This is a genomic window from Desulfocurvus thunnarius (assembly GCF_055390965.1).
The window spans coordinates 304,249-325,667 of sequence record NZ_AP042411.1 but is presented as its reverse complement, the minus strand read 5'-3'; the positions used below and the strand labels follow the sequence as shown (position 1 = coordinate 325,667).

At 68.3% G+C, this 21,419-nt stretch carries 19 protein-coding genes; 7 read left to right on the top strand and 12 right to left on the bottom strand.

Going from position 1 to position 21,419, the window contains the following annotated elements; all coding sequences use genetic code 11:
• Positions 1-21: 21 nt before the first annotated feature.
• Together ACZ5KV_RS01465 and ACZ5KV_RS01460 are read right to left on the bottom strand one after the other, a co-directional pair.
• On the bottom strand, positions 22-1,140 hold the full coding sequence (locus ACZ5KV_RS01465) for a murein hydrolase activator EnvC family protein (RefSeq protein ID WP_464240569.1): 1,119 nt from the start codon (positions 1,138-1,140) through the stop codon (positions 22-24).
• Positions 1,137-1,787 carry an endonuclease III domain-containing protein gene (locus tag ACZ5KV_RS01460; RefSeq protein WP_464240568.1) on the bottom strand — a complete coding sequence of 217 codons (651 nt, stop codon included), beginning with the start codon at positions 1,785-1,787 and terminating at the stop codon, positions 1,137-1,139. Before ACZ5KV_RS01460 ends, ACZ5KV_RS01465 begins: the two co-directional genes overlap by 4 nt.
• A 126-nt stretch (positions 1,788-1,913) precedes the next feature.
• Here ACZ5KV_RS01460 and ACZ5KV_RS01455 point away from each other — a divergent pair, with 126 nt between their 5' ends.
• Positions 1,914-4,112, top strand: a complete 2,199-nt coding sequence (locus tag ACZ5KV_RS01455) for an STT3 domain-containing protein (protein WP_464240567.1) — start codon at positions 1,914-1,916, stop codon at positions 4,110-4,112.
• Positions 4,113-4,199: 87 nt separating this feature from the next.
• Here the strand turns inward: ACZ5KV_RS01455 and bioD are convergent, their stop codons facing one another.
• From bioD to ACZ5KV_RS01435, 4 genes are all read right to left on the bottom strand, one after another.
• Entirely contained in the window at positions 4,200-4,844 is a 645-nt protein-coding gene (bioD, locus tag ACZ5KV_RS01450; RefSeq protein ID WP_464240566.1) for a dethiobiotin synthase, read from the bottom strand.
• Complete coding sequence (bioA, locus tag ACZ5KV_RS01445; RefSeq protein WP_464240565.1) at positions 4,841-6,175, bottom strand: adenosylmethionine--8-amino-7-oxononanoate transaminase; 1,335 nt, start codon at positions 6,173-6,175, stop codon at positions 4,841-4,843. The genes bioD and bioA overlap by 4 nt, the downstream gene beginning before the upstream one ends.
• A 233-nt stretch (positions 6,176-6,408) precedes the next feature.
• Positions 6,409-6,672, bottom strand: a complete 264-nt coding sequence (locus ACZ5KV_RS01440; protein ID WP_464240564.1) for a hypothetical protein — start codon at positions 6,670-6,672, stop codon at positions 6,409-6,411.
• Between the two features lie 93 nt (positions 6,673-6,765).
• Complete coding sequence (locus ACZ5KV_RS01435; RefSeq protein WP_464240563.1) at positions 6,766-8,514, bottom strand: YeiH family protein; 1,749 nt, start codon at positions 8,512-8,514, stop codon at positions 6,766-6,768.
• A gap of 383 nt (positions 8,515-8,897) precedes the next feature.
• On the opposite strand from ACZ5KV_RS01435, the gene ACZ5KV_RS01430 reads away from it, so the two are divergent.
• Positions 8,898-9,239 (top strand): carboxymuconolactone decarboxylase family protein, encoded by a 342-nt coding sequence (locus ACZ5KV_RS01430; protein ID WP_464240562.1) that lies wholly within the window; start codon positions 8,898-8,900, stop codon positions 9,237-9,239.
• A gap of 53 nt (positions 9,240-9,292) precedes the next feature.
• Complete coding sequence (locus tag ACZ5KV_RS01425) at positions 9,293-10,132, top strand: substrate-binding periplasmic protein (protein ID WP_464240561.1); 840 nt, start codon at positions 9,293-9,295, stop codon at positions 10,130-10,132.
• Between the two features lie 141 nt (positions 10,133-10,273).
• On the opposite strand, the gene ACZ5KV_RS01420 is transcribed toward ACZ5KV_RS01425, so the two are convergent.
• From ACZ5KV_RS01420 to dut, 4 genes are all read right to left on the bottom strand, one after another.
• Positions 10,274-11,134 (bottom strand): 50S ribosomal protein L11 methyltransferase, encoded by an 861-nt coding sequence (locus tag ACZ5KV_RS01420; RefSeq protein ID WP_464240560.1) that lies wholly within the window; start codon positions 11,132-11,134, stop codon positions 10,274-10,276.
• A gap of 67 nt (positions 11,135-11,201) precedes the next feature.
• On the bottom strand, positions 11,202-11,414 hold the full coding sequence (locus ACZ5KV_RS01415; protein ID WP_464240559.1) for a hypothetical protein: 213 nt from the start codon (positions 11,412-11,414) through the stop codon (positions 11,202-11,204).
• A 111-nt stretch (positions 11,415-11,525) separates the two neighbouring features.
• The gene (locus tag ACZ5KV_RS01410; protein WP_464240558.1) at positions 11,526-12,725 is read right to left on the bottom strand and encodes an acetylornithine/succinylornithine family transaminase; all 1,200 of its coding nucleotides are present in this window, start codon (positions 12,723-12,725) and stop codon (positions 11,526-11,528) included.
• A 17-nt stretch (positions 12,726-12,742) separates the two neighbouring features.
• Complete coding sequence (gene dut, locus ACZ5KV_RS01405; protein ID WP_464240557.1) at positions 12,743-13,231, bottom strand: dUTP diphosphatase; 489 nt, start codon at positions 13,229-13,231, stop codon at positions 12,743-12,745.
• 313 nt (positions 13,232-13,544) lie between these two features.
• Here dut and glgP point away from each other — a divergent pair, with 313 nt between their 5' ends.
• From glgP to ACZ5KV_RS01385, 4 genes are all read left to right on the top strand, one after another.
• Positions 13,545-16,112, top strand: a complete 2,568-nt coding sequence (gene glgP / locus ACZ5KV_RS01400) for an alpha-glucan family phosphorylase (protein WP_464240556.1) — start codon at positions 13,545-13,547, stop codon at positions 16,110-16,112.
• Positions 16,113-16,393: 281 nt separating this feature from the next.
• A complete protein-coding gene (locus tag ACZ5KV_RS01395; RefSeq protein ID WP_464240555.1) occupies positions 16,394-17,071 on the top strand; it encodes a vWA domain-containing protein in 678 nt (225 codons plus the stop codon).
• The gene (locus tag ACZ5KV_RS01390; protein WP_464240554.1) at positions 17,049-17,822 is read left to right on the top strand and encodes a PP2C family serine/threonine-protein phosphatase; all 774 of its coding nucleotides are present in this window, start codon (positions 17,049-17,051) and stop codon (positions 17,820-17,822) included. Before ACZ5KV_RS01395 ends, ACZ5KV_RS01390 begins: the two co-directional genes overlap by 23 nt.
• 2 nt (positions 17,823-17,824) lie before the next feature.
• Entirely contained in the window at positions 17,825-19,981 is a 2,157-nt protein-coding gene (locus ACZ5KV_RS01385; protein WP_464240553.1) for a topoisomerase DNA-binding C4 zinc finger domain-containing protein, read from the top strand.
• Positions 19,982-20,084: 103 nt separating this feature from the next.
• Here the strand turns inward: ACZ5KV_RS01385 and ACZ5KV_RS01380 are convergent, their stop codons facing one another.
• Entirely contained in the window at positions 20,085-20,873 is a 789-nt protein-coding gene (locus ACZ5KV_RS01380) for a sirohydrochlorin cobaltochelatase (protein WP_464240552.1), read from the bottom strand.
• 221 nt (positions 20,874-21,094) lie between these two features.
• Entirely contained in the window at positions 21,095-21,418 is a 324-nt protein-coding gene (locus ACZ5KV_RS01375) for a hypothetical protein (protein ID WP_464240551.1), read from the bottom strand.
• Position 21,419 lies beyond the last annotated feature (1 nt).

Genomic DNA, 21,419 nt, shown 5'->3' with positions numbered 1-21,419 from the left:
GTGGTGGGGGCGGCGCGGGGCCTAGGGCCGCTGCGCGAGCCACTCAACAGGGTTAATTGCTTTTTGGCCGGACCGCAACTCAAAATACACCCCGGAACCCTTGGCCGCCGGGTAATAGCCCGCGTGGCCCAGCGTGGCGCCGGAGGCGACCTCGCGGCCCTGGCTCGCGGCGTCTTCCCGGAGGAAGGCGTAGAGTGTGTACCAGTTGTCGCCGTGGGAGAGGATGACCACGTGGCCGTAGCCGCGCAGCAGGTCGCTGACGACCACCCGCCCCGGGAACACCGCGCGCACTGCGGCGCCGTCGGCCGTGGCGAAGCCCACCCCGCCGCCATGGCCGCGCGCGCCCGCCTCGGCCATGGCCTTGGCCGAAAGCCGTTTGCCGTCCACGGGCCAGGGCAGTTTGCCCTTCTGGTCCTTGAATTTTCCGGCGTCCGCAGCCTGCATGCGGTATTCCAGGTCTTCGATGGCCGCCAGAAGCTGCTCCAGGGCCTGTTCCTGGTTCAGGCGCTCGGCGCGCACCTCGCGGATGCGGCGCACGAAATCCAGGCGCTTGCCGAGCATGGCATCCTTGTCGGTGTTGACGGCGGCCAGGGTCGCCTCGGCCTGGGCGCGCAGGGCTTCCTGCTCGGCCACGGCCTTGGCCATGCGCGCGCCGCGGGCCTCGATGTCTTTGGCGGCGGCGCGGGCCTCGGCGTAGAGCGCCGCGCCCCAGGTGAAGCGCCGGTCGGCCTCGTCCCAGCCCCGGGCTGCGGCGCGGGCGTGCACGTCGGCCACGCGCAGCGGCCACAGGGCGCGCACCAGCCGCCCCAGGTCCGCATAGGCCGCCCGCTGCTCGCGCTCCAGGCGCTCCATTTCGGCCCGCGAGCGCGCGATGCGTCCGTCCAGGGTTTTCAGCTCGGCCTCGTGTTTGCCCACACGGGCGCGCAGGGCGTCCAGTTCGTCCTCCACCGCCGCCAGGTCGCCGTGCAGGGCGCGTTCCTGGGCCGTCAGGCGGGTCAGGCTCTCGCGGCCCTGGCGGGCCAATTGCTCGTTGGCCCGCAGGGACTGCTCCACGCTGCCCGCCGGGGCGGGGCGCGGGGCCAGGGCCGGGGCGGCCAGGGCCAGCACCAGGGCCAGCAGCACGGCACGCGCGGGCATCATTCGAGGAACGGCTCCAGGGGGCACCCGGCGCAGCGGGGCTCGGCCTTGCGGCAGTGGTCCTTGGCAACGCGCACCAGAAGCGCGTGGTACTCGTTGAACAGCGCGGCGTCCTCGGGCAGGGCGTCCATGAAGAACTCGCGCACCTCGTCGTAGTGGGCGTCCTCGGGAAGTAGGGCGTGACGGCCAAGGATGCGTCTGGTATAGGCATCCACGACGAAAGTCGGCTCGCCCAGGGCGTAGAGCAGGATGCTGTCCGCCGTTTCCGGGCCCACGCCGCGCACGGCGAGCAGCAGCGGCCGCAGGGCGTCCAGCCCGCGTCCGGACAGGGCGGTGATGTCGTAGTCGGCCTCGTCGCGCAGCAGGGCCAGCAGGCTCTTGAGCCGCGCGGCCTTGACGTTGAAGGAGCCCGAGGGCCGGACCAGCTCGGCCAGCCGCTGCGGGGGCAGGGCGTCCATGGCCCGGGCCTCCAGCACTCCGGCGGCGCGCAGGTTGTCCATGGCCTTCTCGACGTTCTTCCAGTTGGTGTTTTGGGTCAGCACGGCGCCGACGGCGACCTCGAAGGGCGTGTCGCCGGGCCACCAGCCGCTGGGGCCCAGGGCGGCGAGCATGGCGTCGTGCATGGCCAGAAGCAGTTGCGGGCGTTTCATGTTCCAGGCGGGTCCGGGGCTGGGGCTCTGGGCCGTGGGGCCGCGCCGGGGGGATTCCCGGCGGGGCCCAGTGTAGAACGCGGGGCGATTTCCCGCAACCTCGGGCGTGGGCCACGTATGCAGGCATTGTCGACTCTCCGTTCCCTCCTGGCTCCGGCCCCGGCGCCCGCGACCCTGCGCGCCTGCCTGGGGCCGCGCCTGTGGCTGGCCGCGGCCCTGGCCTGGGCCGCCGGCGCGGGGCTGCGTTTCACGGAACTCGGCGTTTTTCTGACCGACTCCTTCCTCAGCGGCGGCGAGCGCATGCTGGCGACCCACGACGGCTACGCCTTCCTGGCCGGGGCCCAGGGCACCAGCCGCTATCTCCTGGACCCCCTGGCCCGGGCCCTGGCCCTGTTGCACGGCGTCACGGGCATCGCCCTGGGCGACCTGGGCTTCTGGCTGCCGCCGCTGGTGGCGGCGCTGGCGGCGCTGCCCGTGTGTCTGGCCGCCGCCCGGGCGGGCCGCCCCGAGGCCGGGGCCGTGGCCGGGCTGGTGGCCGCCTCGTGCTACGGTTTCTTCATCCGCTCGCGCATCGGCTTCCTGGATACGGACATGGTCAGCCTGTTCTTCCTCGGCTCCGTGGCGGCGGGGCTGTACGTCTGGCTCGTGCCCCAGTGCCGCGCGGGCTGGCTGCCCGGGCGGGACGCGGACTCCGGGCCGGGGCTGGCGCTGCATTCGGCCATCGCCGGAGGCGCGCTGCTGGGGCTGCTGGCCCTGGGATCCGTGCGGTTCTACGTGTCCAGTCGGCCGCTGCTGCTGGCCATGATCTGGGGCATGGGCGCCCTGGGGCTGCTTTTGGCCCGGCCCGGCCGGCGCACCGGGCTGCTGCTGGGGCTGGCGGCCCTGGTGGGAACCATGGAACACGGCTGGATCGGCCTGGGCGTGGCCCTGGCCGTGGCGGGCGCGGCCCGGGTGCGGCCCGGGGCCGTGCGCGCGCATCACCTGGGCGCCGTGGCGGGCTGCGTGGCCCTGACGGTATTCGCGGCCACGGCGCTCCTGCCCCGGGCCCAGAGCGCCTGGACCCTGCTGCTGCTCTACCTCGACCCCTCGGGCGTCGAGGTCGGGCAGGGGCAGATCCGTCCCGGGCTGGCCCTGGCCTCGGTCATTTCCACCGTGCGCGAAACGGCGGGGGTGGACTGGGCGACCCTGCCGCTGCTGGCGGGAGGCGGGGTCTGGATGTTCTGGCTCGGGCTGGCGGGCTACGCCCTGGCCGTGGTGCGCAGGCCGCTGCTGCTGGCCTTCGCCCCGCTCCTGGGGCTGGCCCTGGCCTCGCTGTGGCTGGGCGTGCGTTTCACCATGTACGGCGGGGCGGCCCTGGGCCTGGGCCTGGGCCTGCTGGCGGCGGACCTCGCCGCCCTGGCCACCCGGCGCACGGCCTTGCGCCTGGGCGTCCAGGGGGCGTTGCTTATTGCCTGCCTGACGGCCCTGTATCTGCCCATGCGCGGCCTGCCGCCCCAGCGGGTGCTTTTGCCCGGGTTCGCCCAGACCCTGCGCGACCTGGACGCCGTGGCCGCGCCGGACGCCGTGCTCTGGCAGTGGTGGGATTACGGCTACGCCGCGCAGTACTACGCCCGGCGCGACACCTTCGGCGACGGCGGGCGGCATTCCGGGGGTTGGCTCTACCCCCTGGCCCTGGCCCACGCCAGCACCTCCCCGGCCCAGGCCGCGGGCATCATCGCCTGGACCGGGGCGGACCTCGCCCGGCAGGTCCGCATGCAGAAGATTGCGGGCCGGGAGCCCTATCCCCCCGCGCCGCTGGAATACTTCAGCGTGGACCCCGTGGCCGGGCTGGCGGAGATGGGCGGCGCGGCGGCCGACGCCTTCGTCGAGCGCATGGCCGCGCAACGGCCCGCCCTGCCCGGGCCGTTGCCGGAGCAGTATTTCATCGTGGCCTGGGACAATATGCCCTACCTGGGCATCTTGAGCTCCCTGGGCAACCGCAGCCTGGACACGGGCGCCTCGTGGGGCGGCAAGTCCTCGGCGGTGCCCGGGGCGACGCTGGACCTCGCGCGCGGCGCCCTGCGCGCGCCCACGGGACAGACGGCGGCCCTGGCCGGGCTGACCCTGGTGGAGCAGGACGGCACGGTGCGCACCCTGGACTGGCTGCGCCCCGGGGCGCCCTATGCCGTGGTCAACAGGCGCACGGGCGAAAGCTACGTCATGGAGGCGCGGGTCTACAATTCCATGGCCGTGCGTATGCTGCTGGGCGCCCCCCGGGAGTTCGAGCCGTACTTCACCCTGGTGGTCGACCGCGCGCCCTGGTGCCGGGCCTATCGCGTGAACTGAGCGCCTGCTGCCCCCTTGCGGGCCGAACGCAGACGCCCCGTCCGGATTCTCCGGGCGGGGCGTCTGGCGTTTCGGGCGCGGGGGAGGCTAGCAGCCCGGGAAGCGGTGTGCCCAGGCCGCGCGCAGGGCGGCGGGAGTCAGTTCGGCCAGGGGTTCCAGCTCGCCGACCACGCGCACCTGCCCGTACTCCTCGATGGCCTGGCGGTTGTGGCCGTCGGCCGCGTCGCGCGGGCCGCAGAGCACCACCCCGGCCACGGCCAGCCCCCGGGCGCGCAGGGCCTCCACCGTGAGCAGGGTGTGGTTGATGGTGCCCAGGCCGCTGCGGGCGACCACGAGCACCGGCAGGCCCAGGGCGGCCATGAGGTCGGTCATGAGCAGGCCCGGGGCCAGGGGTACCAGGGCGCCGCCCGCGCCTTCCACCACAAGCGGCTCCCCGGCGGGGAGGGGCGGCAGGGCCAGCCGGGCGAGGTCGATGCGCACGCCGTCGAGCAGGGCGGCCCGGTGCGGCGAGAGCGGCGCGCGCAGGCGGTAGGCCTCGGGCAGCAGGCAGCCCGGTCCGCGACCGGAAAGCTCGGCCACGGTTTGGCTGTCCGAGTCTTCCTCCGCGCCGCTCTGCACGGGCTTCCAGTAGCGCCCGCCGCGTCCGGCCAGGAGCAGGGCGCTGACCACGGTCTTGCCCACGCCGGTGTCCGTGCCGGTGACGAAAAGGCGCGCGGGCAGGGGCGTGCTCATGCGAAATGCTCCTCGCGGGCCACGGCCCCGGTGAGGGCCGAGGTCAGTTGTTCCAGGTCGGCAGGGGCGATGCAGTAGGGCGGCATGAGGTAGACCAGCCTGCCGAAAGGCCGGACCCAAACGCCCCGGGAGACGAAAAAGTCCTGGATCGCCGCCATGTTCACCGGGCGGACTGTTTCCACCACGCCGATGGCCCCCAGCACGCGCACGTCGGCCACCGTGCCCAGCCCGGCGCAGGGCGCCAGGCCCTCGCGCAGCCCGGCCTCGACGGCCGCCACGCGCTCCCGCCAGGGGCCGTCGAGCAGCAGGCGCACGCTGGCCAGAGCCACGGCGCAGGCCAGGGGGTTGGCCATGAAGGTCGGCCCGTGCATCAGCGCGCCCAGGGCGCTGTGGGAGATGGTGTCGGCCACATGGTCCGTGGCCAGGGTGGCGGCCAGGGTCATGGTGCCGCCCGTGAGGGCCTTGCCCAGGCAGAGGATGTCCGGCGCCACGTCCGCCCACTGGCAGGCGAACAGCCGCCCGGTGCGCCCGAAGCCGGTGGCGATCTCGTCGGCGATGAGCAGCACGCCGGTCTCGTCGCACAGCTCGCGCACGCGGCGCAGATAGTCCGGGCTGTAAAAGCGCATGCCCCCCGCGCCCTGGACCACGGGCTCCAGGATCACCGCCGCCAGCTCGTGGCGGTGGGCCCGCAGCAGCCGGGCGAATTCGGCAATGTGCGTTTCGTCCCACGGCTGGCCGAAGGCCGGGCCCGGCGCGGGGGCGAACACCTGGCGGGCCAGCACGCCCTCGAAGGCCTGATGCATGCCCGTCACGGGGTCGCACACGCTCATGGCCCGGAAGGTGTCGCCGTGGTACCCGCCGCGCACGGTCATGAGCCGCGTGCGGCCCGTCTCCCCGCGCGAGAGCCAGTACTGGTGGGCCATTTTGATGGCCACCTCGACGGACACGGAGCCCGAGTCGGCGAAAAACACGCGCGTGAGCGGCGCGGGGGTCAGTTCCACCAGCAGCCGGGCCAGTTCCACCGCCGGGCGGTGGGTCAGCCCGCCGAACATGACGTGGGCCATGGTTTCGGCCTGTTCGCGCAGGGCGCGGACGAGCACGGGGTGGCCGTAGCCGTGGATGGCCGCCCACCAGGAGGACATGCCGTCCACCAGTTCGCGCCCGTCCGCAAGACGCAGGCGCACGCCCGAGGCCGAGGCCACGGCGCGCACGGGCAGCGGGTCGGCCATGCCGGTGTAGGGGTGCCACAGGTGGGCGCGGTCGTAGTCGATGAGTTCGCGGTCGGTCATGGGCAAGGGGGGCGGCGGGGAGCCGCCGGGGGAATGGGTCATGGGCGCTCCGTGCCCCGGTTGTTGCCCATGGGGCGGCGGTTGTCAATGCGCCCTGCGTGGGGGCCGGGGTGAAACGCTTGCCGGGCGGAGAGCCCAACGGGGGACGCCCGGCGCGATGTGCCGCGCCGGGCGTCGGGGTGTGTGGTGCGCCCGGGCCCGAAAGTGGCTTTCAGGGGCGGGGTGCGCGCGAGGGTGGCGGGTGCGCGCCGCCCGTCCGGGCGTCTTCGGGAAATCTAATTCGTCTGTTCCGGCCCGGGGCCGTGGGGCCGGTAGAGCACCGTGTTGCGGGTGTTCAGGTTGGCCACGGCGCAGGCTTCCACGTCGGTGTAGTAGAACTTGCCGGTGTTGATGCCGGAGTCGTCGATGAAGCGAGCCATCCGGGACATGGCCTGGTTGCTTTCCACGAAGGCCGGGGCGGCCACGAAGCAGACCGCCCAGGTCACGGCCAGGGCCAGGATGAAGCTCGTCCAGCGGCGCAGGGTGCTCTTTTCTTCCATTGTCTTGGCTCCGCTTCCCGGCCCGGGGGCCGGGAGTTGCACCCGGCGGGCGGCCGAAGCCGCCCGCCGGGCGGGATGAGGCGTTGTGAGGCCTTAGATGCTCGCGGTGATCTCGGGGAACACCAGGTAGAACATGACGTAGGCCATGCCCAGGGTCAGGATCAGGTTGAAGGTCTGGCCGCAGACGTACAGGATGAGCGGCTTGCCGCCCTTGAAGTAGTGGCGCAGCTCGCGGAAGTTCGTGGCCAGGCCGATGGCGGCGAAGGACAGGCAGAAGAACCAGCCGCGGAAGGAGCCGCTGAAGCCGCGCAGCACGCCCTGGTCGATCATCGTGAACCCGGCGTCCTCACCGATGGCCGCGTACAGCCAGGAGAAGGTGATGGAGGCGGCCAGGAAGCCCAGCACGAACTTGGGGAAGCGGTTCCAGATTTCGCCGACGCCCACGGTGCGGCCCCCTTCGCATTCCACGCGGGTGCACCAGTACACGGCCACGCCGAAGGCGGTGACGCCGATGAGCACGTTCTGGATCATCTTGATGGTCGCGGCGACGTACAGGGCCTTCTCGGAGAGGAAGGCGCCCGCGGCTGCCACGGCGCCGGTGGCGTCGATGGTGCCGCCCATCCAGGCGCCGCCCAGGATGTAGGGCATGCCGGTGGCCTTGATGACCATGGGCATGACGATCATCATGATGGCCGTGAAGACCAGCGACAGGCCGATGGCCATGGTCAGCTCTTCCTTCTTGGCCCGGCAGGCGGCGGCGGTGGCGATGGCCGCCGAGGTGCCGCACACGGACATGTCGGCGGAGATGACGATGTTCAGGGTCTTGGAGGGGATCTTCAGCACCTTCTGGCCGAAGATGAAGGTGCAGATGAGCACGATGGGCGTGACCACCCAGGCCACGAAGATGCCCGGCACGCCGATGGCCACGATCTTGTTGAAGAGCACCTCGGCGCCCAGCAGCACGAGGCCGGTCTTGATGTAGAACTCGACCTCGAGGGCGGGCTTGACCCACTTGGGCGTGCCGATGGTGTTGGCGACGAGCATGCCGATGAAGATGGCCCACACCGCGTCGCCCACGCCGTAGTGCTTCATGGTCGCCTGGCCGGCCAGCAGGTAGGCCAGCGTGGCCAGGGCGAAAACGGCGGCGAAGCCCTTGAGGAAGCCCGTGGTGTCCTTGCCCATGAACTTGATGCCGATGGAGAAGAACAGGGCCAGACCGACCATCAGGCCGATGAGGCCGGGGATGAGGTTGTAGGGCTTGTTCTGGGTCTTGCCCTTGGCCTTGTTCTCGGCGCCCCGGGCCTTGCGCCAGGAGTCGACCTTCTCCTTGGCGGCTTCGTTCAGGCTGGCGTCCTGGAAGGCGGCGCCCATGGCGGCGGTTTCGGCGGCCAGGGCCTCGTCCAGGGCGGCGGCGGTCTTCTGCTTGGCCTCCTCGTACTTGGGCATGGCCTTGGCGTTCATCGCGTCGGCCTGGGCCTGGGAGAGGATCAGCGAATCCATGGGGTTGGTCGTCCAGCCCTTGGGCTTGGCCAGCCACTTGGAGATGGCCTTGGCGTAGGACTCGCCGCTGGCCTTGAACTTCTCCTTGGCGTCCTGGGCCTGATACCAGGCCACGGTCTTGAACGGCGCGCGCTCGGCCTCGGTCTGCATGATGGCGTTGGACTTGTCGAAGACCTCCTGCATGCCCGCGGGCGGGCGGGGCAGGAAGATCATGCAGCCGACGATGAGCAGCAGGGCGCCGAGCCAGATGGCCCAGTAGTCTTCCTTGGTCCACAGGTCGGACAGCTTGGACGCGGCGTTGTCGACGACCACGTTCTGGTTCTGGGACGTGTTTTCGGCCATGTGCGGAATCCTCCTCGGTCTGAAAAGGTGTTGGGGGTTGTGGCCATGTTCCGCAAGCGGCAGCGCCTCCGAGGCGGACCCCCTCGGGCTTCGGGGGCGGCGCCGTTTGCTGAACGGGTAGACTCCGGTGCTTCCTAGGCAATGTTTGTGCCAGAAAGTACGAGATAATATCCATTTGATAATAAAGGAAAAATTAAATTTCACCCGGGGGCGTGGTGCAAACTTGCGGCCCGCAGGTGCTGCCTTGGGTTTGCACTACGGTGCGCGGCCGGGTGGCGGGAGACGCCGGGGCCCGCGCGCAGGTGCGGGCTTTTTGCATTGGACCGGCCCCCGGGTCGGTGCTAGCTCTGGCGAAACCGCCACGACGGCGAGGAGGAACGACCATGGGCAAGCTGGAAGAGATGAACAGGCGGCGCAAGCTGGCCCACACCCGGCTGGTGGGCACGGGGTCCAAGGTCTACGCGGCCTTTCTGGAGATGGAACGCGCGGCCTACGCCGACGGCGCCCTGCCGCGCAAGGTCAAGGAGCTGGTCGCCGTGGGCATTTCGGTGGTCATCGACTGCGAGTCGTGCATGCAGTGGCACATCGGGCAGGCCGCCGAGGCGGGAGCCACGCGCCAGGAGGTTCTGGAGGCCGTGGAGGTGGGCATCGAGATGGGCGGCGGCCCGGCCACGGTGTCGGCGCGCTTCGCCCTGGAGGTCATGGACGCGACCTTCGACGGATGAGGTCGGCGGCCGGGTGTTTGACCTCGCTGTCGGCATGATGCATATTCGGCATCATGAAGGATTCCCCGTACGTTCCGCTGTGCGTGATTTCGCGTTGGGCGCGCCCGCTGGGCGCCCTGGCCTGCGCCGTGCTGGCGCTGGCCGCGTGGTGCCTCCCGGCGTTGGCACAGTCCGCCGGGAGGCTGGTGGTGGCCCGGGCGGATTTCCAGTCTCCGCCGCTGGAATATGAACAAAACGGCCAGGTTCTCGGGCTGCATGCGGACCTGGTGCACGGAGCGGCGGCCCGGCTGGGGCTGGAAGTGGAGTTTCGCAGCGTGCCCTGGGCCCGGGCGTTGCATCTGGCCCGCACCGGCAGGGTGGACGCCGTGACCTTCGTCACCCGGACTCCGGAACGCGAGAAATATCTGCTTTTCCTGGACGGCAACGTGCTGCACTCCGTGCGCAACGTGTTCATCGCCCTGGCCGGGAGCGCCGCGGCGAACCGCTGGACCGGGGAGGTGGCCTCCCTGGCCGGGCTGCGGGTGGGCTTGGTGCGCGAGTTTTCCTTCGGCGAGGCCTTCGACACGGCCCCGGGCGTGCAGCGGGTGGAGGTCGAACACCTGGACCTGCTTTGGGACCTGCTCTTGCGCGACCGGGCGGACGTGCTGCTTTCCGAGGAGCGCAGCTTCTGGGAGCGCCTGCGGGGCAACGATCTGGGCGCCAGTTTCGTGACCCTGGAGCCGCCCCTGGCCATTGAGCCGCAGTATCTGGCCTTTTCCATCCCCGCCGCCCGGGGCGGCGACCTGCCCGTGCGCTTTGCCGCCGCCATGGCGGCGTTCCGGGCCTCGCCCGAGGGGCGGGCACTGGTGGCGGGAGCCATGGCCTCCCGGATCCAGGCCGCATCCGAGCCCTGACTTTTCCCGGGCCGCGCCGTTGCGGGAGGCCGCAGCGGAGCCCGGCCCCGGCCATGCGTCCTTTGTCTGTGCGCAAACATAGCGGGCCGCCCCCGGCACTGGGGGCGGCCCGCTTTTGCATTGCTGCCCGGCAGAAACCTGCTAGGCCACCCGCTCCCAGACCAGGGCGGTCCATTCGCCGCTGTTTTCGCGGCGCGGCGCGGGCAGGCCCAGGGCCATGTACGCTTCGGCCACGGCGTCGGCCTGCTCGGTGAGGATGCCCGAGAGCACCAGACAGCCCCCCGGGGCCACCCGGGCGCGCAGCTCCGGGGCCATGGCCTTGAGGGGCCCGGCCAGGATGTTGGCCAGCACGAGGCGGAAGGTGCGCCCGGGCGCCAGGGCCTCCAGGCTGCCCACGGCCAGTTGCAGGGTCTGGTCCGCGCCGTTGATGGCCCGGTTTTCCACAGCGTTTTCGATGGCCAGGGGGTCGATGTCCAGCCCCGTGCCGTGCATGCCCAGCAGGCAGCAGCCCAGGGCCAGGATGCCCGAGCCGGTGCCCAGGTCCAGGAAATCGTCGCCCGCGTGCAGCAGCCCGGCCTCGCGCAGCCCGGCCAGGGCGCCCAGGCACAGGGCGGTGGTGCCGTGGTGCCCGGTGCCGAAGGCCTGCTTGGGCTCGATGACGATGGGGATGCGCCCGGCGGGCGCCTGGTCCGCCAGCCAGGGCGGCAGCACGGTGAAGGTGCTCCCGGCGTGGACCGGGGTGAAGAATTCGCGCCAGGCCAGGGCCCAGTCCTGTTCCTGCACCTCGTCGCGGGTGATTTCGGCCTCGGGCCAGCGGGCGGCCAGCTCCTGGACCAGGGCCTGGGCGGCGGCGCCCTGCTCCAGGTGCAGGGTGAAGGCCGTGCGTCCGTCGGGCAGTTCCTCCTCCTGCCAGCCGCCGGGAACGGCGAGGGTCAGGTGCAGGGTCAGGGCGTCGGTCAAGGTCGGCGGCACCAGGGCCGTGATGCGCAACAGGGTCTTCATGGGGCTCCGTCGGACGGGGAAAAGGATATTGGGGGCGGCGGGGCCGTGGCTGGCCCGCGCGGGGCGCTCAGACGAGGGTATCCACCACGCTGCCCGTCATCTGCTCGGGGTAGCGCAGGGGCGGGGTCGGGCTGGCGGACGGCGGCGCGGCGTAGGCGGGCTCCTCGGCCACGGAGGCGGCCTGGGCGGCCGCGCCCGCGGGGGCGCTGTCCACCTGCGGGCTGGTCGGCGGGGGGCTGACGGGCTCCACGCCTCGGTCTTCGGTGTGCATGGCAACCATGGCGGTGCTTCCTGCTCCGGGGTTCTGCCCCTGAAATAAGGGCTTTTGCCATGCCGGTCAAGGGCCGCCGGGAAGCCTCCCCCCGGCGGCCCCCGTCCGCGTCGCGTCCGGCTAGGCCCGGGCGCGCAGAATGTCCTCCAGGGCGGCGGCGAAGGAGTCCAGGTCCTCGCGGGTGATGACCAGGGGCGGCACCAGACGCAGGGACGTTTCGTGGGTCAGGTTGCAGATGAAGCCCCGGTCGAGCAGGGCGCGCCACACGTCGGCGGCGGGGCGGCCCAGGTCCACCGCCAGCATGAGGCCCATGCCGCGCACCTCGGCGATGGCCCCGGGGTTGCGCGCGGCGATGCCCGCGAACAGCTCCCGGGCGTGGGTGCCCATGGCTTCGGCGCGGCCCGCAAGGTCCTCGGCCAGCATGATGTCCACGACCTTGGAGGCCACGGCGCAGAGCAGGGCGCCGCCGCCGAAGGTCGTGGCGTGGGTGCCGGGGGTGAAGCCGCGCGCGGCCTCGTCGGTGGCGAACATGGCGCCCATGGGCAGCCCGCCCGCCAGAGGCTTGGCCACGGTGAACACGTCGGGGGTCAGGCCGTGATGCTGGTGGGCCCAGAAGCGGCCCGTGCGGCACATGCCGGTCTGGACCTCGTCGACCATGAACAGCACGCCGCGCTCGCGGCACAGGGCCTGGACGGCGCGCACGTAGTCGGCCTCCAGGGGGCGGATGCCGCCCTCGCCCTGGATGATTTCCACCAGCACGGCGGCGGTCTGCGGGCCCATGGCGGCGCGCATGGCGTCCAGGTCGCCCTTGGGCACGGTGGCGAATCCGCCGGGCAGGGGGTCGAAATACTCGCGGAACTTCTCCTGCCCCGTGGCGGTGACCGTGGCCAGGGTCCGGCCGTGGAAGGAGCCGGACAGAGTCAGGATTTCATAGGCGTCGCGGCCCTGGACGGTGCGCATGTACCGCCGGGCGAGCTTGATGGCGGCCTCGTTGGCATCGGCGCCGGAGTTGCAGAAGAAGACCTTGCCCGCGTGGGTCGTGCCCAGCAGCTTTTCGGCCAGGTCGGACTGCTCGCGCTGGTAGAACAGGTTGGAGACGTGGACCAGCTTGCCGTACTGGCGGGTGATGACCTCCAGCAGCTCGGGGCGGCTGTGGCCCAGGCTGCACACGGCGATGCCCGCCACGAGGTCGAGGTAGCGTTTGCCGTCCAGGTCCCAGACGTGGCAGCCCTGGGCCCGGTCGACGGCAAGGGGGTAGCGGCCATAGGTGTTGCAGATGAACTGCTCGTCCCTGGCCTTCAGGTCGTTGAAAGCGCTCATGTAATATCTCCGGGGCGTTATAATGTTCCGGTGTGTCCGAACCCGCCGTCGCCACGGCTGGTGTCGGAAAGCTCCTCGGCCCGAACGAGGGCCGCCAGGAACACGGGCAGCAGCACCAGTTGCGCGATGCGCTCCCCGCGCCGGATTCGTCGTCGCTCGCCGGAGGTGTTGAGCAGCGAGACGATGATCTCGCCGCGGTAGTCGGGGTCGATGACGCCCACGCCCTGGCTGACGGTCAGCCCCTGGCGCGTGCCCAGGCCGCTGCGCGAGAACACGAAGCCCGCCACCCCGGGGGTGGCGATTTCGATGGCCATGCCCGTGGGGAAGGCGTGGCGCCCTCCGGCGGGGATGTCCACCTCGTCCTGGTCCATGCAGGCCCGCAGGTCGATGCCCGCGCTGCCCGGGGTGCCGGGGCTGGGCGGGTTCTCCTCCAGCAGGGGGTGGAGGTATTTGACCTTGACCTCGACGGCAGCGGGCTGCGCCGGGGCGGCGGGAACGCAAGGCATGGGCGGCTCCTGGCTTGGTGTGCGCATCCGGCCCGGGGCCCCGGAGGGGGCGGCGGGCGGTCGGATTGCAGTAACGCCAATGCCCGGCGAAGTCAAAGTCCGGGCCGGGGCCGGGAGGGTCCGCACCCTTTGCCTTGCCTTTTCGGGCCCGGGTTGGCAGATAAGGAGAACGGCGGCTTGAACCGAAAACCGGACCCGCCGCGGCAGGACGCCGCGCCCGCGCCGCGAGGCCGCGCGCATCCTCCGCGCCCCCGCACCCCGCGCCCGGGCGCCGCGCACCATGACGACGACCCCCCTCGGGGAGGAGCCTTCCATGAAGCCTATCCAGACCTACAGCGTCGTGCCCAAGCTGCCCAAAAACCTCAAGCCGCTTTGGGACCTGGCCTTTAACTTCTGGTTTTCGTGGAACGACAAGGTGGAGGCGCTGTTCTCGCGCATCGACGCCCGGCGCTGGCGCGAGAGCGACGGCAACCCCGTGGCCTTCATCAACGCCATGTCGCAGCAGGAGCTGACGGACCTGTCCAACGACCAGCTCTTTCTGGACCGCCTGGGTGAAACCCACGCCGAACTCGTGGGCTATCTGGGCAAGACGGTCTCGGCGGTCGAGTTCAAAGCCCGCGAGGACGGCCAGCCCGTGGTCGCCTATTTTTCCTTCGAGTTCGGCATCGCGCCCGCGCTGCCCATCTATTCCGGCGGCCTGGGCATCCTGGCGGGCGACCATCTCAAGTCCGCCAGCGACCTGAACCTGCCCCTGGTGGGCGTGGGCCTGTGCTACCAGCAGGGCTATTTCCGCCAGTACCTGACGCCCGACGCCTGGCAGAACGAGCGCTATCCGGTCTATGATTTCGAGCAGATGCCTTTGACCCTGGTGTCCGACGAGCAGGGCCACCCCGTGCGCTTCGGCGTGGAGTTTCAGGGCCAGGACGTGCAGGTCCAGCTCTGGAAGGCCGCCGTGGGCCGCGTGGCGCTCTATCTCATGGACACCAACATCGCCGAGAATCCGTCCGAGTTCCGCCAGTTGACCACCCGCCTGTACGGCGGGGACCTGGAAATGCGCCTCAAGCAGGAAATCCTGCTGGGCATCGGCGGGGTGAAGGCCCTGGCCGCCCTGGGGCTTACGCCCTCGGTCATCCACATGAACGAGGGCCACTCGGCCTTTGCGGGGCTGGAGCGCATCCGCGTGTTCATGAAGCACAAGGGCCTGCCCCTGGAGGCGGCCATGGAGCTTACGGCGTCGAGCTGCGTGTTCACGACGCACACCCCGGTTCCGGCGGGCAACGACCGCTTCCCGCCGGACCTGATGCAGCGCTTCTTCGAGCCCTATGCCCGCGACATGGGCCTGGCCTTCAAGGTCTTCCTGGCCCTGGGCCGCGAGGACCCGCGCGACGACGCCGAGCATTTCTGCATGACCGTGCTGGCCCTGCGCCTGTCGCGTTTCAACAACGGCGTGAGCAGGCTGCACGGCAAGGTCTCGCGCAAGATGTGGGAGCGCGTGTGGCCGCAGTTTCCGCTGGAGGACGTGCCCATCGGCGCGGTGACCAACGGCGTGCACCAGCCGACCTGGGTGGCCGACGAAATGGCCCTGCTGTACGACCGCTTCCTGGGCGGCAACTGGAGGGAGGACCCGGACTGCGGGCGCGTGTGGCGCAATGCCGACACCATCCCCGACGCCGAACTGTGGCGGACCCACGAGCGGCTGCGCGAGCGCCTCGTGGGCTTCGTGCGCCAGCGCCTGCGCGACGAACTGCTGGCCCGGGGCGCGCGCCACAAGGACATCGAAGCCGCCGACGACGTGCTCGACCCCCAGGCCCTGACCATCGGCTTCGCCCGGCGCTTTGCGACCTACAAGCGCGCCAACCTGCTGCTGCGCGACAAGGACCGTCTGATGAAGCTCATCAGCGACCCGGCGCGGCCGGTGCAGTTCGTTTTCGCGGGCAAGGCCCACCCGCGCGACAACGAGGGCAAGCGGCTGATCCAGGAGCTTGTGCAGCTCTGCCGCAGCGTGGATTGCCGCAACAAGATGGTTTTTCTGCCCGACTACGACATGGAGTGCGCGACGTATATGGTCCAGGGTTGCGACGTGTGGCTGAACACGCCGCGCGTGCCCCTGGAGGCCTGCGGCACCAGCGGCATGAAGGCCATGGCCAACGGCGTGTTGCACGTCAGCACCCTGGACGGCTGGTGGGCCGAGGCCTACCGCCGCGACAACAGCCTGGGCTGGGCCATCGGCCAGGGCGAAATCTACGACGACCCCGAGCATCAGGATTTCGTGGAGAGCCAGACGCTGTATACGCTGCTGGAGTCGGACATCGTGCCCGAGTTCTACGAGCGCGGGCACGGCGGCCTGCCGCGAAGCTGGACCCGGCGCATGAAGCGCGCGCTGCTGGAGCTGGGCCCGGTGTTCAACGCCCACCGCATGGTGGAGGATTATGCGCGCCAGGCGTACATCCCGGCGTCGGAGAACTTCCGCACCCTGGCGGCGGACGGTTTCGCCAAGGCCCGCGAACTGGCCGAGTGGCGCATGGAGATGATGACCCGCTGGGGCGGCACGGCGGTGCGCTCCGTGCAGGCCCGCGAGGCCGCCGGGCGGCTGTTCGTCGGCGAGGCGGTGGATGTGGTCTGCGAGGTGAACCTGAACGGCATCGCCCCGGAGCACGTGAGCGTGGAAATCTACGCCGGGCCCCTGGACCATGAGGGCACCTTCACCGCCCGCAAGGCCAAGGCCATGGAACCGGCGGGCAACACCTCCGACGGCTGGCTGCGCTACGCGGGCATGCTCAAGCCCGGCGAACCGGGCCGCTTCGGCTTCACCATCCGCATCCTCCCCCGCCACCCCAACCTCCTCGACCCGAGGTCGCTGGGGCTGATTCGCTGGGCGTGAGGGGGAATGAAGGGGTGAAGGAGAGGGGGCGAAAGGCAAAGGAGAAGGGCGGAGTTTTGCCCCGGATTGTTTGGAACAAATGGAAGGAAAAAGAATAGACCCTGGCAAATAGGAGAAAACAGAGAATGTGGGGCAAGGCTACTTTTCCGGACGGTTACGGCGGTTACGATTGGTGAGGATAGTGACAAAGGGTAGGTTAAAAGTGATCGCCTAAAACTGCTGCGGAATTGACACTGCAACATAAAACTAAAAATTAACGGGATGAAGGGGGCGTAATTCCCATGAGTGAATTTGATCAACAACCATTCAGCGATGTGGAGTTTGCGGAAAACCCAGAGCAGAGATGTCCTGTAATACTCCTATTAGATACATCCTATTCCATGAGCGGCAAGCCAATTTCGGAATTAAATGAAGGGTTAGCTGCTTTGCGCCAAGAACTCATGAACGACGCCGTGGCCGCAAAGCGCGTGGAATTAGCTATGGTCACTTTTGGGCCAGTCGAGGTCAAATCCGACTTCGCTACAGTGGATCACTTCTATCCCGAAACACTGGTGGCGGACAATGCGACGCCGATGGGCGAAGCGATTGTGACTGGGCTCACCATGCTCCGGCAGCGTAAGGATCGCTACCGTGAGAATGGTGTTAAATATTACCGCCCGTGGGTGTTCCTTATTACCGATGGCGCCCCGACCGATAGTTGGGAAGAGGCTAAGCGACGGGTGCACCAAGGCGAAGAGAGCAAGGAATTCATGTTCTATGCTGTAGGTGTGGAACAGGCGGATATGAACGTTCTTGGACAGATTGCTACGCGCCAGCCGCTCAAGCTGAAAGGGTTGGCCTTCAGGGAGCTATTCCAGTGGCTGTCCAGCTCCCTAAGCGCTGTCTCTCAGTCCAACCCTGGTGATGCCGTCCCACTCGAAAACCCAGCCGCCCCGGATGGCTGGGCTGTTGCAGGGTGAAATTGTGGCTTGGCGGTGGGCGTCCGCGTCCGTAATCGGAACGTCGCACATTCAGAATGAGGGTAGGCTGCAAGATGCCTACGCTGTTGCCGCATTCGAAAACGGCGGCATTTTCGCTGTTATTTCGGATGGCGCAGGCAGTGCCAAATTTGGTGCATACGGCGCATGGCTTACTTGCCGCTTCCTTTCGGTTCGATTCCGGGAATGGGTTCGTATCAATCCAGACATGCCGCCCAATGAAATATTGGCGGACTGGATTGATGAACTGCGGGATCGAATATCAGTAATAGCTACCCGGCGAGAATCTACACCCCGGCAATTCGCCGCGACGCTGGCGGCAATCGTTGTTACGCCGAATGAGGCCGTAACGCTCCACGTCGGCGATAGCGCTGTTGTCGGCCGGAAAAACACCGAGTGGGAGGTGCTGTGCTGGCCAGAAAACGGCGAATATGCGTCCACCACCTACTTTGTGACCGATGATCCCGAACCGCGCCTGAACATCACCCGCCACCCACGCAAACACGATGCATTCGCACTGTTTTCCGATGGTGTCGGTGATCTGGCGTTGTCGCATCTGGAACAGAGTGCGCACGCCCGGTTCTTCGATCCCATGTTTCGACCGGTGGATGCCGCATCGGGTGAGGGCCGCCTTGTCGAACTATCGGCGAAGCTCGTCACATATCTCGCCGGTTCATCGGTCTGCGAACGCACCGATGATGACAAGACACTCATCCTCATATCCGGGGGCTGACCGTGCCGAGCGTAGTCATAGGAAAGGAACGGTGCACTGTTGGGGAGAAGCTGGGAGGTGGAAACGAAGGTGACGTTTTTCGCCTGAGAGGGAAGTCCGATCTGGCGGTCAAGCTCTACAAGCCGAACAACCGAGGCAGCCGCGAGGCTAAAATACGGGCCATGGTCGCCGAGGGGCTTGGTCAAGCGACGACTCTGGTAACGTATCCTGTGGAGGTAGCAACATCGGCGACTGGGGAATTCCTTGGGTTCGCTATGCGGCTGGTGCCAACACACCGTGAACTACATGAGCTCTACAGCCCAAAATCACGCCAGCACCATTTCCCGAAGTCGGATTATCGGTTTCTCGTCCACGCTGCATTGAACGTCGCGCGCGCCGTTGGGACGGTGCACCAGACGGGATGTGTCATCGGCGATCTGAACCATTCCGGCGTGCTTGTGGCGCAGGACGCCACAGTTGCCCTCATTGATGCCGACAGCTTTCAGTTTCGGCGAAATGGCAAAACCTATCCTTGTGTTGTTGGCGTTCCTGAATTTACTCCACCAGAACTGCACGGAATTCGCTTCGAAAACGTGGAGCGCACTATAGAGCACGACAATTTCGGGCTGGCGGTTGCGATCTTCCACCTTCTTTTCATGGGCCGTCACCCCTACGCCGGGTGCTACAAGGGGCCGGATATTTCCATGGGCGAAGCCATTGCCCAGAACCGGTTTGCTTTTTCGCTCATCCGGCAAGCGGCAACACAGACAACGCCGCCACCCGGTGCGCTGAGACTCGACATGTTTCCGGATGCCGTCTCCCGTGCATTCGAAAACGCATTCGGACTGATACCGGACGTACGTCCGAGCGCGCAGGACTGGATTTATATCCTCAAAACTTTGAAAGTCTCACTGAATCACTGTAGCAAGGTCAAGACACACTACTATCCCAGCGCCGCCGGTGGGTGTATCTGGTGCAAGCTGACCACCAACAGCGGCTTTGAAATGTTCCCGGACCTGACCTCCGTGGAATCGAATATCCCGACCGATGCGCGGGGCACAGAACAGGCAATCCGCGAGATTCTGGCATTTCGTTTCCCAACGGTCGCGGACTTGCTTCCCGCTACGGCTACGCCACGAGGTGCCAGCAATGCACTAAGTGAAGCTAGGAACGGGAAGCGCGGGCGTGCTTTCATGGGCCTGTTGATGATGGGCGGCGCAGTTGCCGGTTTTATCTATTTCACCCCGGCGTGGTTTGTGTGGATCGGGCTGGTAATTTTGGGGTGGGTCATCTTCTTCAGCCGTGAAGTTGACCTCGGCCCGTTTCAACAAGCCTTTAAGAAGGCCGATGAACGAGTGCAGCGCGAGTTGAATGCCTTTGTTAAACGTAATGGCATGACTGAGATTGTGAAGGTGCGCGGCGATTTGGACGCCGCAATCGGCGTCTACAAGGGCCATGACGATGCGCTTGCCCGCGAACTCATGGTGATGAAGTCCAACCGGGAGTCGCGCCAGCGACAGGCCTATCTTGACCGTTTCTCCGTCCGGCGCGCGGGTATCTCCGGTATCGGCCCGGCGAAAACGGCCACGCTGATATCCTTCGGAATTGAGACCGCCGCCGATGTGAACCATTCCGCCGTGCTGCGAGTGCCGGGGTTCGGTGACGTGATGACCGGCAAGCTGGTGGCGTGGCGACGGGGACACGAGTCCCGGTTTAAGTATGACCGGACGCCGAACGCTCAGGACGTTGCCGACGAAAGGGCGTTGCGTGGACGGTTCGCGGCAGAAAAGGCGAAGCTGGAATCCACGATCCGCAACGGGCTGGGAGCCCTGAGAAACGCCAAGGCCCGGCTAGACGCATTGCCCACCAAGGCCAGAAGTGATAGGGCGCTGACCGACGCGCTTGCTGCTCGCGCCCAAGCCGAACAAGACCTGCGCGAGTTGGGTGCATCGATTCCGACATCAACCGTCTCGCTGATAATGACACCACCGACCAGTTTCACGCCGCCACCTTCCCAAATATTCCGCGTCGCAGCACCTGCACCACCACGAACAATTGCCACATCTAGCACCCCCACCTGCCCGCGTTGTGGTTCCACGATGCGGCAGTGTTCCGGGCGTTACGGGAAATTTTGGGGTTGTTCGCAATATCCTCGCTGTAAGGGCAAACGAAATATCTAATGTAAGATGTAATCTGGTTAGATCCCATCCCGGTTGCTATGAATGGCATTCAAGAAACCGTCAGTTTAATTCTGGTCAGATCCACCATGATAGTCCAAGGGTATCACCCCAACTCCCGCACCGCCTCCTCCAGGTGGTCGAGCCAGAGGGCGGCGAATTCGGGGTATTCGGCGGTGCCGGTGGTGGCGCAGATGGGGGTGATGCCGACGGTGCGCAGGATGGTGGCCCAGGAGCCTTGTTGGGGGCCGCACATGTCGTGGTGGACGTGGCGGCCGGGCATGGCCAGCAGGGGCTGGAGCCAGGCGCGGGTGGCGTCGCGCGCCAGCAGGGCGTCGCGGACCTCGGCGATGGTCAGCCGCCCGTCCATGGTCGCCAGGAACACATCCTCGCTGCGGGCGCGCAGGGCGTCGTAGAGCAGGTCGTAGAGGCTGTCGCCCGTGTGCCAGGTGCCGTGGCCCATGAGCACCACGGGGTCGCCGGGCTCGCGCTGCGGGGGCAGGTTGGCCAGGATGGCCTCCACGGCGGGGGGCACGTCCGCCGGGCCGCGCAGCAGCGGGCCGCCCAGGGCCAGCCCGGCAAAGGCCCGCCCCGGCGCGTTGAAGCCCGCCACGTCCGCCGCCAGCCCGTCGTACTCCCGCCCGGTGATGACGTGCAGCGATTGCACGGCCACGTGGGTGTACTTCTCGAACCACATCTTTTCCAGGGCCTTGGCCACGGAGTCGGTCTTCATGCCCGACTCGGCCAGCTTGCCGCGCACGACCCCCGAGGTGAAGGCCCAGCGCGCGGGCAGGCCCGGGAAGCGCTCGCGCACCCGGGCATCGAAGCGGTCCAGGGTCAGGTGCGCCTCCTGGCGGCTTGAACCGAAGGCGACCAGCAGGATTCCTTTCTTCATCCGCCTTCCCTAGCAGACAAAGGCCCCGGGGAGAAGCCCCGCGAGGCGCTTCCCGCCCGGCTTTCGGCGCGGCGCCGGGAGGCTCCGCGCCCCTTGGGCCGGGGAGTGGGCGAAATCCGGGCCGCCCGCCTGCCTCGCGCGTTTGGCGCCTCGCCGTCCGGATGCCGCCCGTATTGTCGCACCGGCGCCCTCCCGGTGCCGCCCAGGCGCCGCGCTCGGCGCTATTCGCCCTCGGGCCGCGCGGCCTCGAAGGCCGGGTCGAAGGGGCCCATGTGGCCGTGCTCGGCGAACAGGGTGAAGAATTCCACGCGCCCGTAACGCACGGTGCGGGCCGGAGCGATGCCCAGGCGGGCGTAATAGGCCGCCGGGTCCTGGGGGTCGTGGGTCTCGGTGAGATCCAGCACGCCCGCCCCGGTTTCCACCCAGGCGTGGACGTGCCAGAATCCGCCCTGGTTCACCCAGCCGTGAACCACCACGGCGTCCTCATGTTCGCTGGCCGCCTCCAGGGTGGCGTCGAATCCGTGCTCGCGCAGATGAAAGGCCATT

Coding starts and splice junctions, on each gene's coding strand:
- ACZ5KV_RS01420 (WP_464240560.1), bottom strand. CDS start 11,134: ATGAAGACCCTGTTGCGCATCACGGCCCTGGTGCCGCCGACCTTGACC.
- bioD (WP_464240566.1), bottom strand. CDS start 4,844: ATGAGCACGCCCCTGCCCGCGCGCCTTTTCGTCACCGGCACGGACACC.
- ACZ5KV_RS01465 (WP_464240569.1), bottom strand. CDS start 1,140: ATGATGCCCGCGCGTGCCGTGCTGCTGGCCCTGGTGCTGGCCCTGGCC.
- ACZ5KV_RS01430 (WP_464240562.1), top strand. CDS start 8,898: ATGGGCAAGCTGGAAGAGATGAACAGGCGGCGCAAGCTGGCCCACACC.
- ACZ5KV_RS01390 (WP_464240554.1), top strand. CDS start 17,049: ATGGCTGGGCTGTTGCAGGGTGAAATTGTGGCTTGGCGGTGGGCGTCC.
- ACZ5KV_RS01425 (WP_464240561.1), top strand. CDS start 9,293: ATGAAGGATTCCCCGTACGTTCCGCTGTGCGTGATTTCGCGTTGGGCG.
- ACZ5KV_RS01460 (WP_464240568.1), bottom strand. CDS start 1,787: ATGAAACGCCCGCAACTGCTTCTGGCCATGCACGACGCCATGCTCGCC.
- ACZ5KV_RS01375 (WP_464240551.1), bottom strand. CDS start 21,418: ATGGCCTTTCATCTGCGCGAGCACGGATTCGACGCCACCCTGGAGGCG.
- dut (WP_464240557.1), bottom strand. CDS start 13,231: ATGCCTTGCGTTCCCGCCGCCCCGGCGCAGCCCGCTGCCGTCGAGGTC.
- ACZ5KV_RS01395 (WP_464240555.1), top strand. CDS start 16,394: ATGAGTGAATTTGATCAACAACCATTCAGCGATGTGGAGTTTGCGGAA.
- ACZ5KV_RS01380 (WP_464240552.1), bottom strand. CDS start 20,873: ATGAAGAAAGGAATCCTGCTGGTCGCCTTCGGTTCAAGCCGCCAGGAG.
- glgP (WP_464240556.1), top strand. CDS start 13,545: ATGAAGCCTATCCAGACCTACAGCGTCGTGCCCAAGCTGCCCAAAAAC.
- ACZ5KV_RS01440 (WP_464240564.1), bottom strand. CDS start 6,672: ATGGAAGAAAAGAGCACCCTGCGCCGCTGGACGAGCTTCATCCTGGCC.
- ACZ5KV_RS01435 (WP_464240563.1), bottom strand. CDS start 8,514: ATGGCCGAAAACACGTCCCAGAACCAGAACGTGGTCGTCGACAACGCC.
- ACZ5KV_RS01415 (WP_464240559.1), bottom strand. CDS start 11,414: ATGGTTGCCATGCACACCGAAGACCGAGGCGTGGAGCCCGTCAGCCCC.
- bioA (WP_464240565.1), bottom strand. CDS start 6,175: ATGACCCATTCCCCCGGCGGCTCCCCGCCGCCCCCCTTGCCCATGACC.
- ACZ5KV_RS01410 (WP_464240558.1), bottom strand. CDS start 12,725: ATGAGCGCTTTCAACGACCTGAAGGCCAGGGACGAGCAGTTCATCTGC.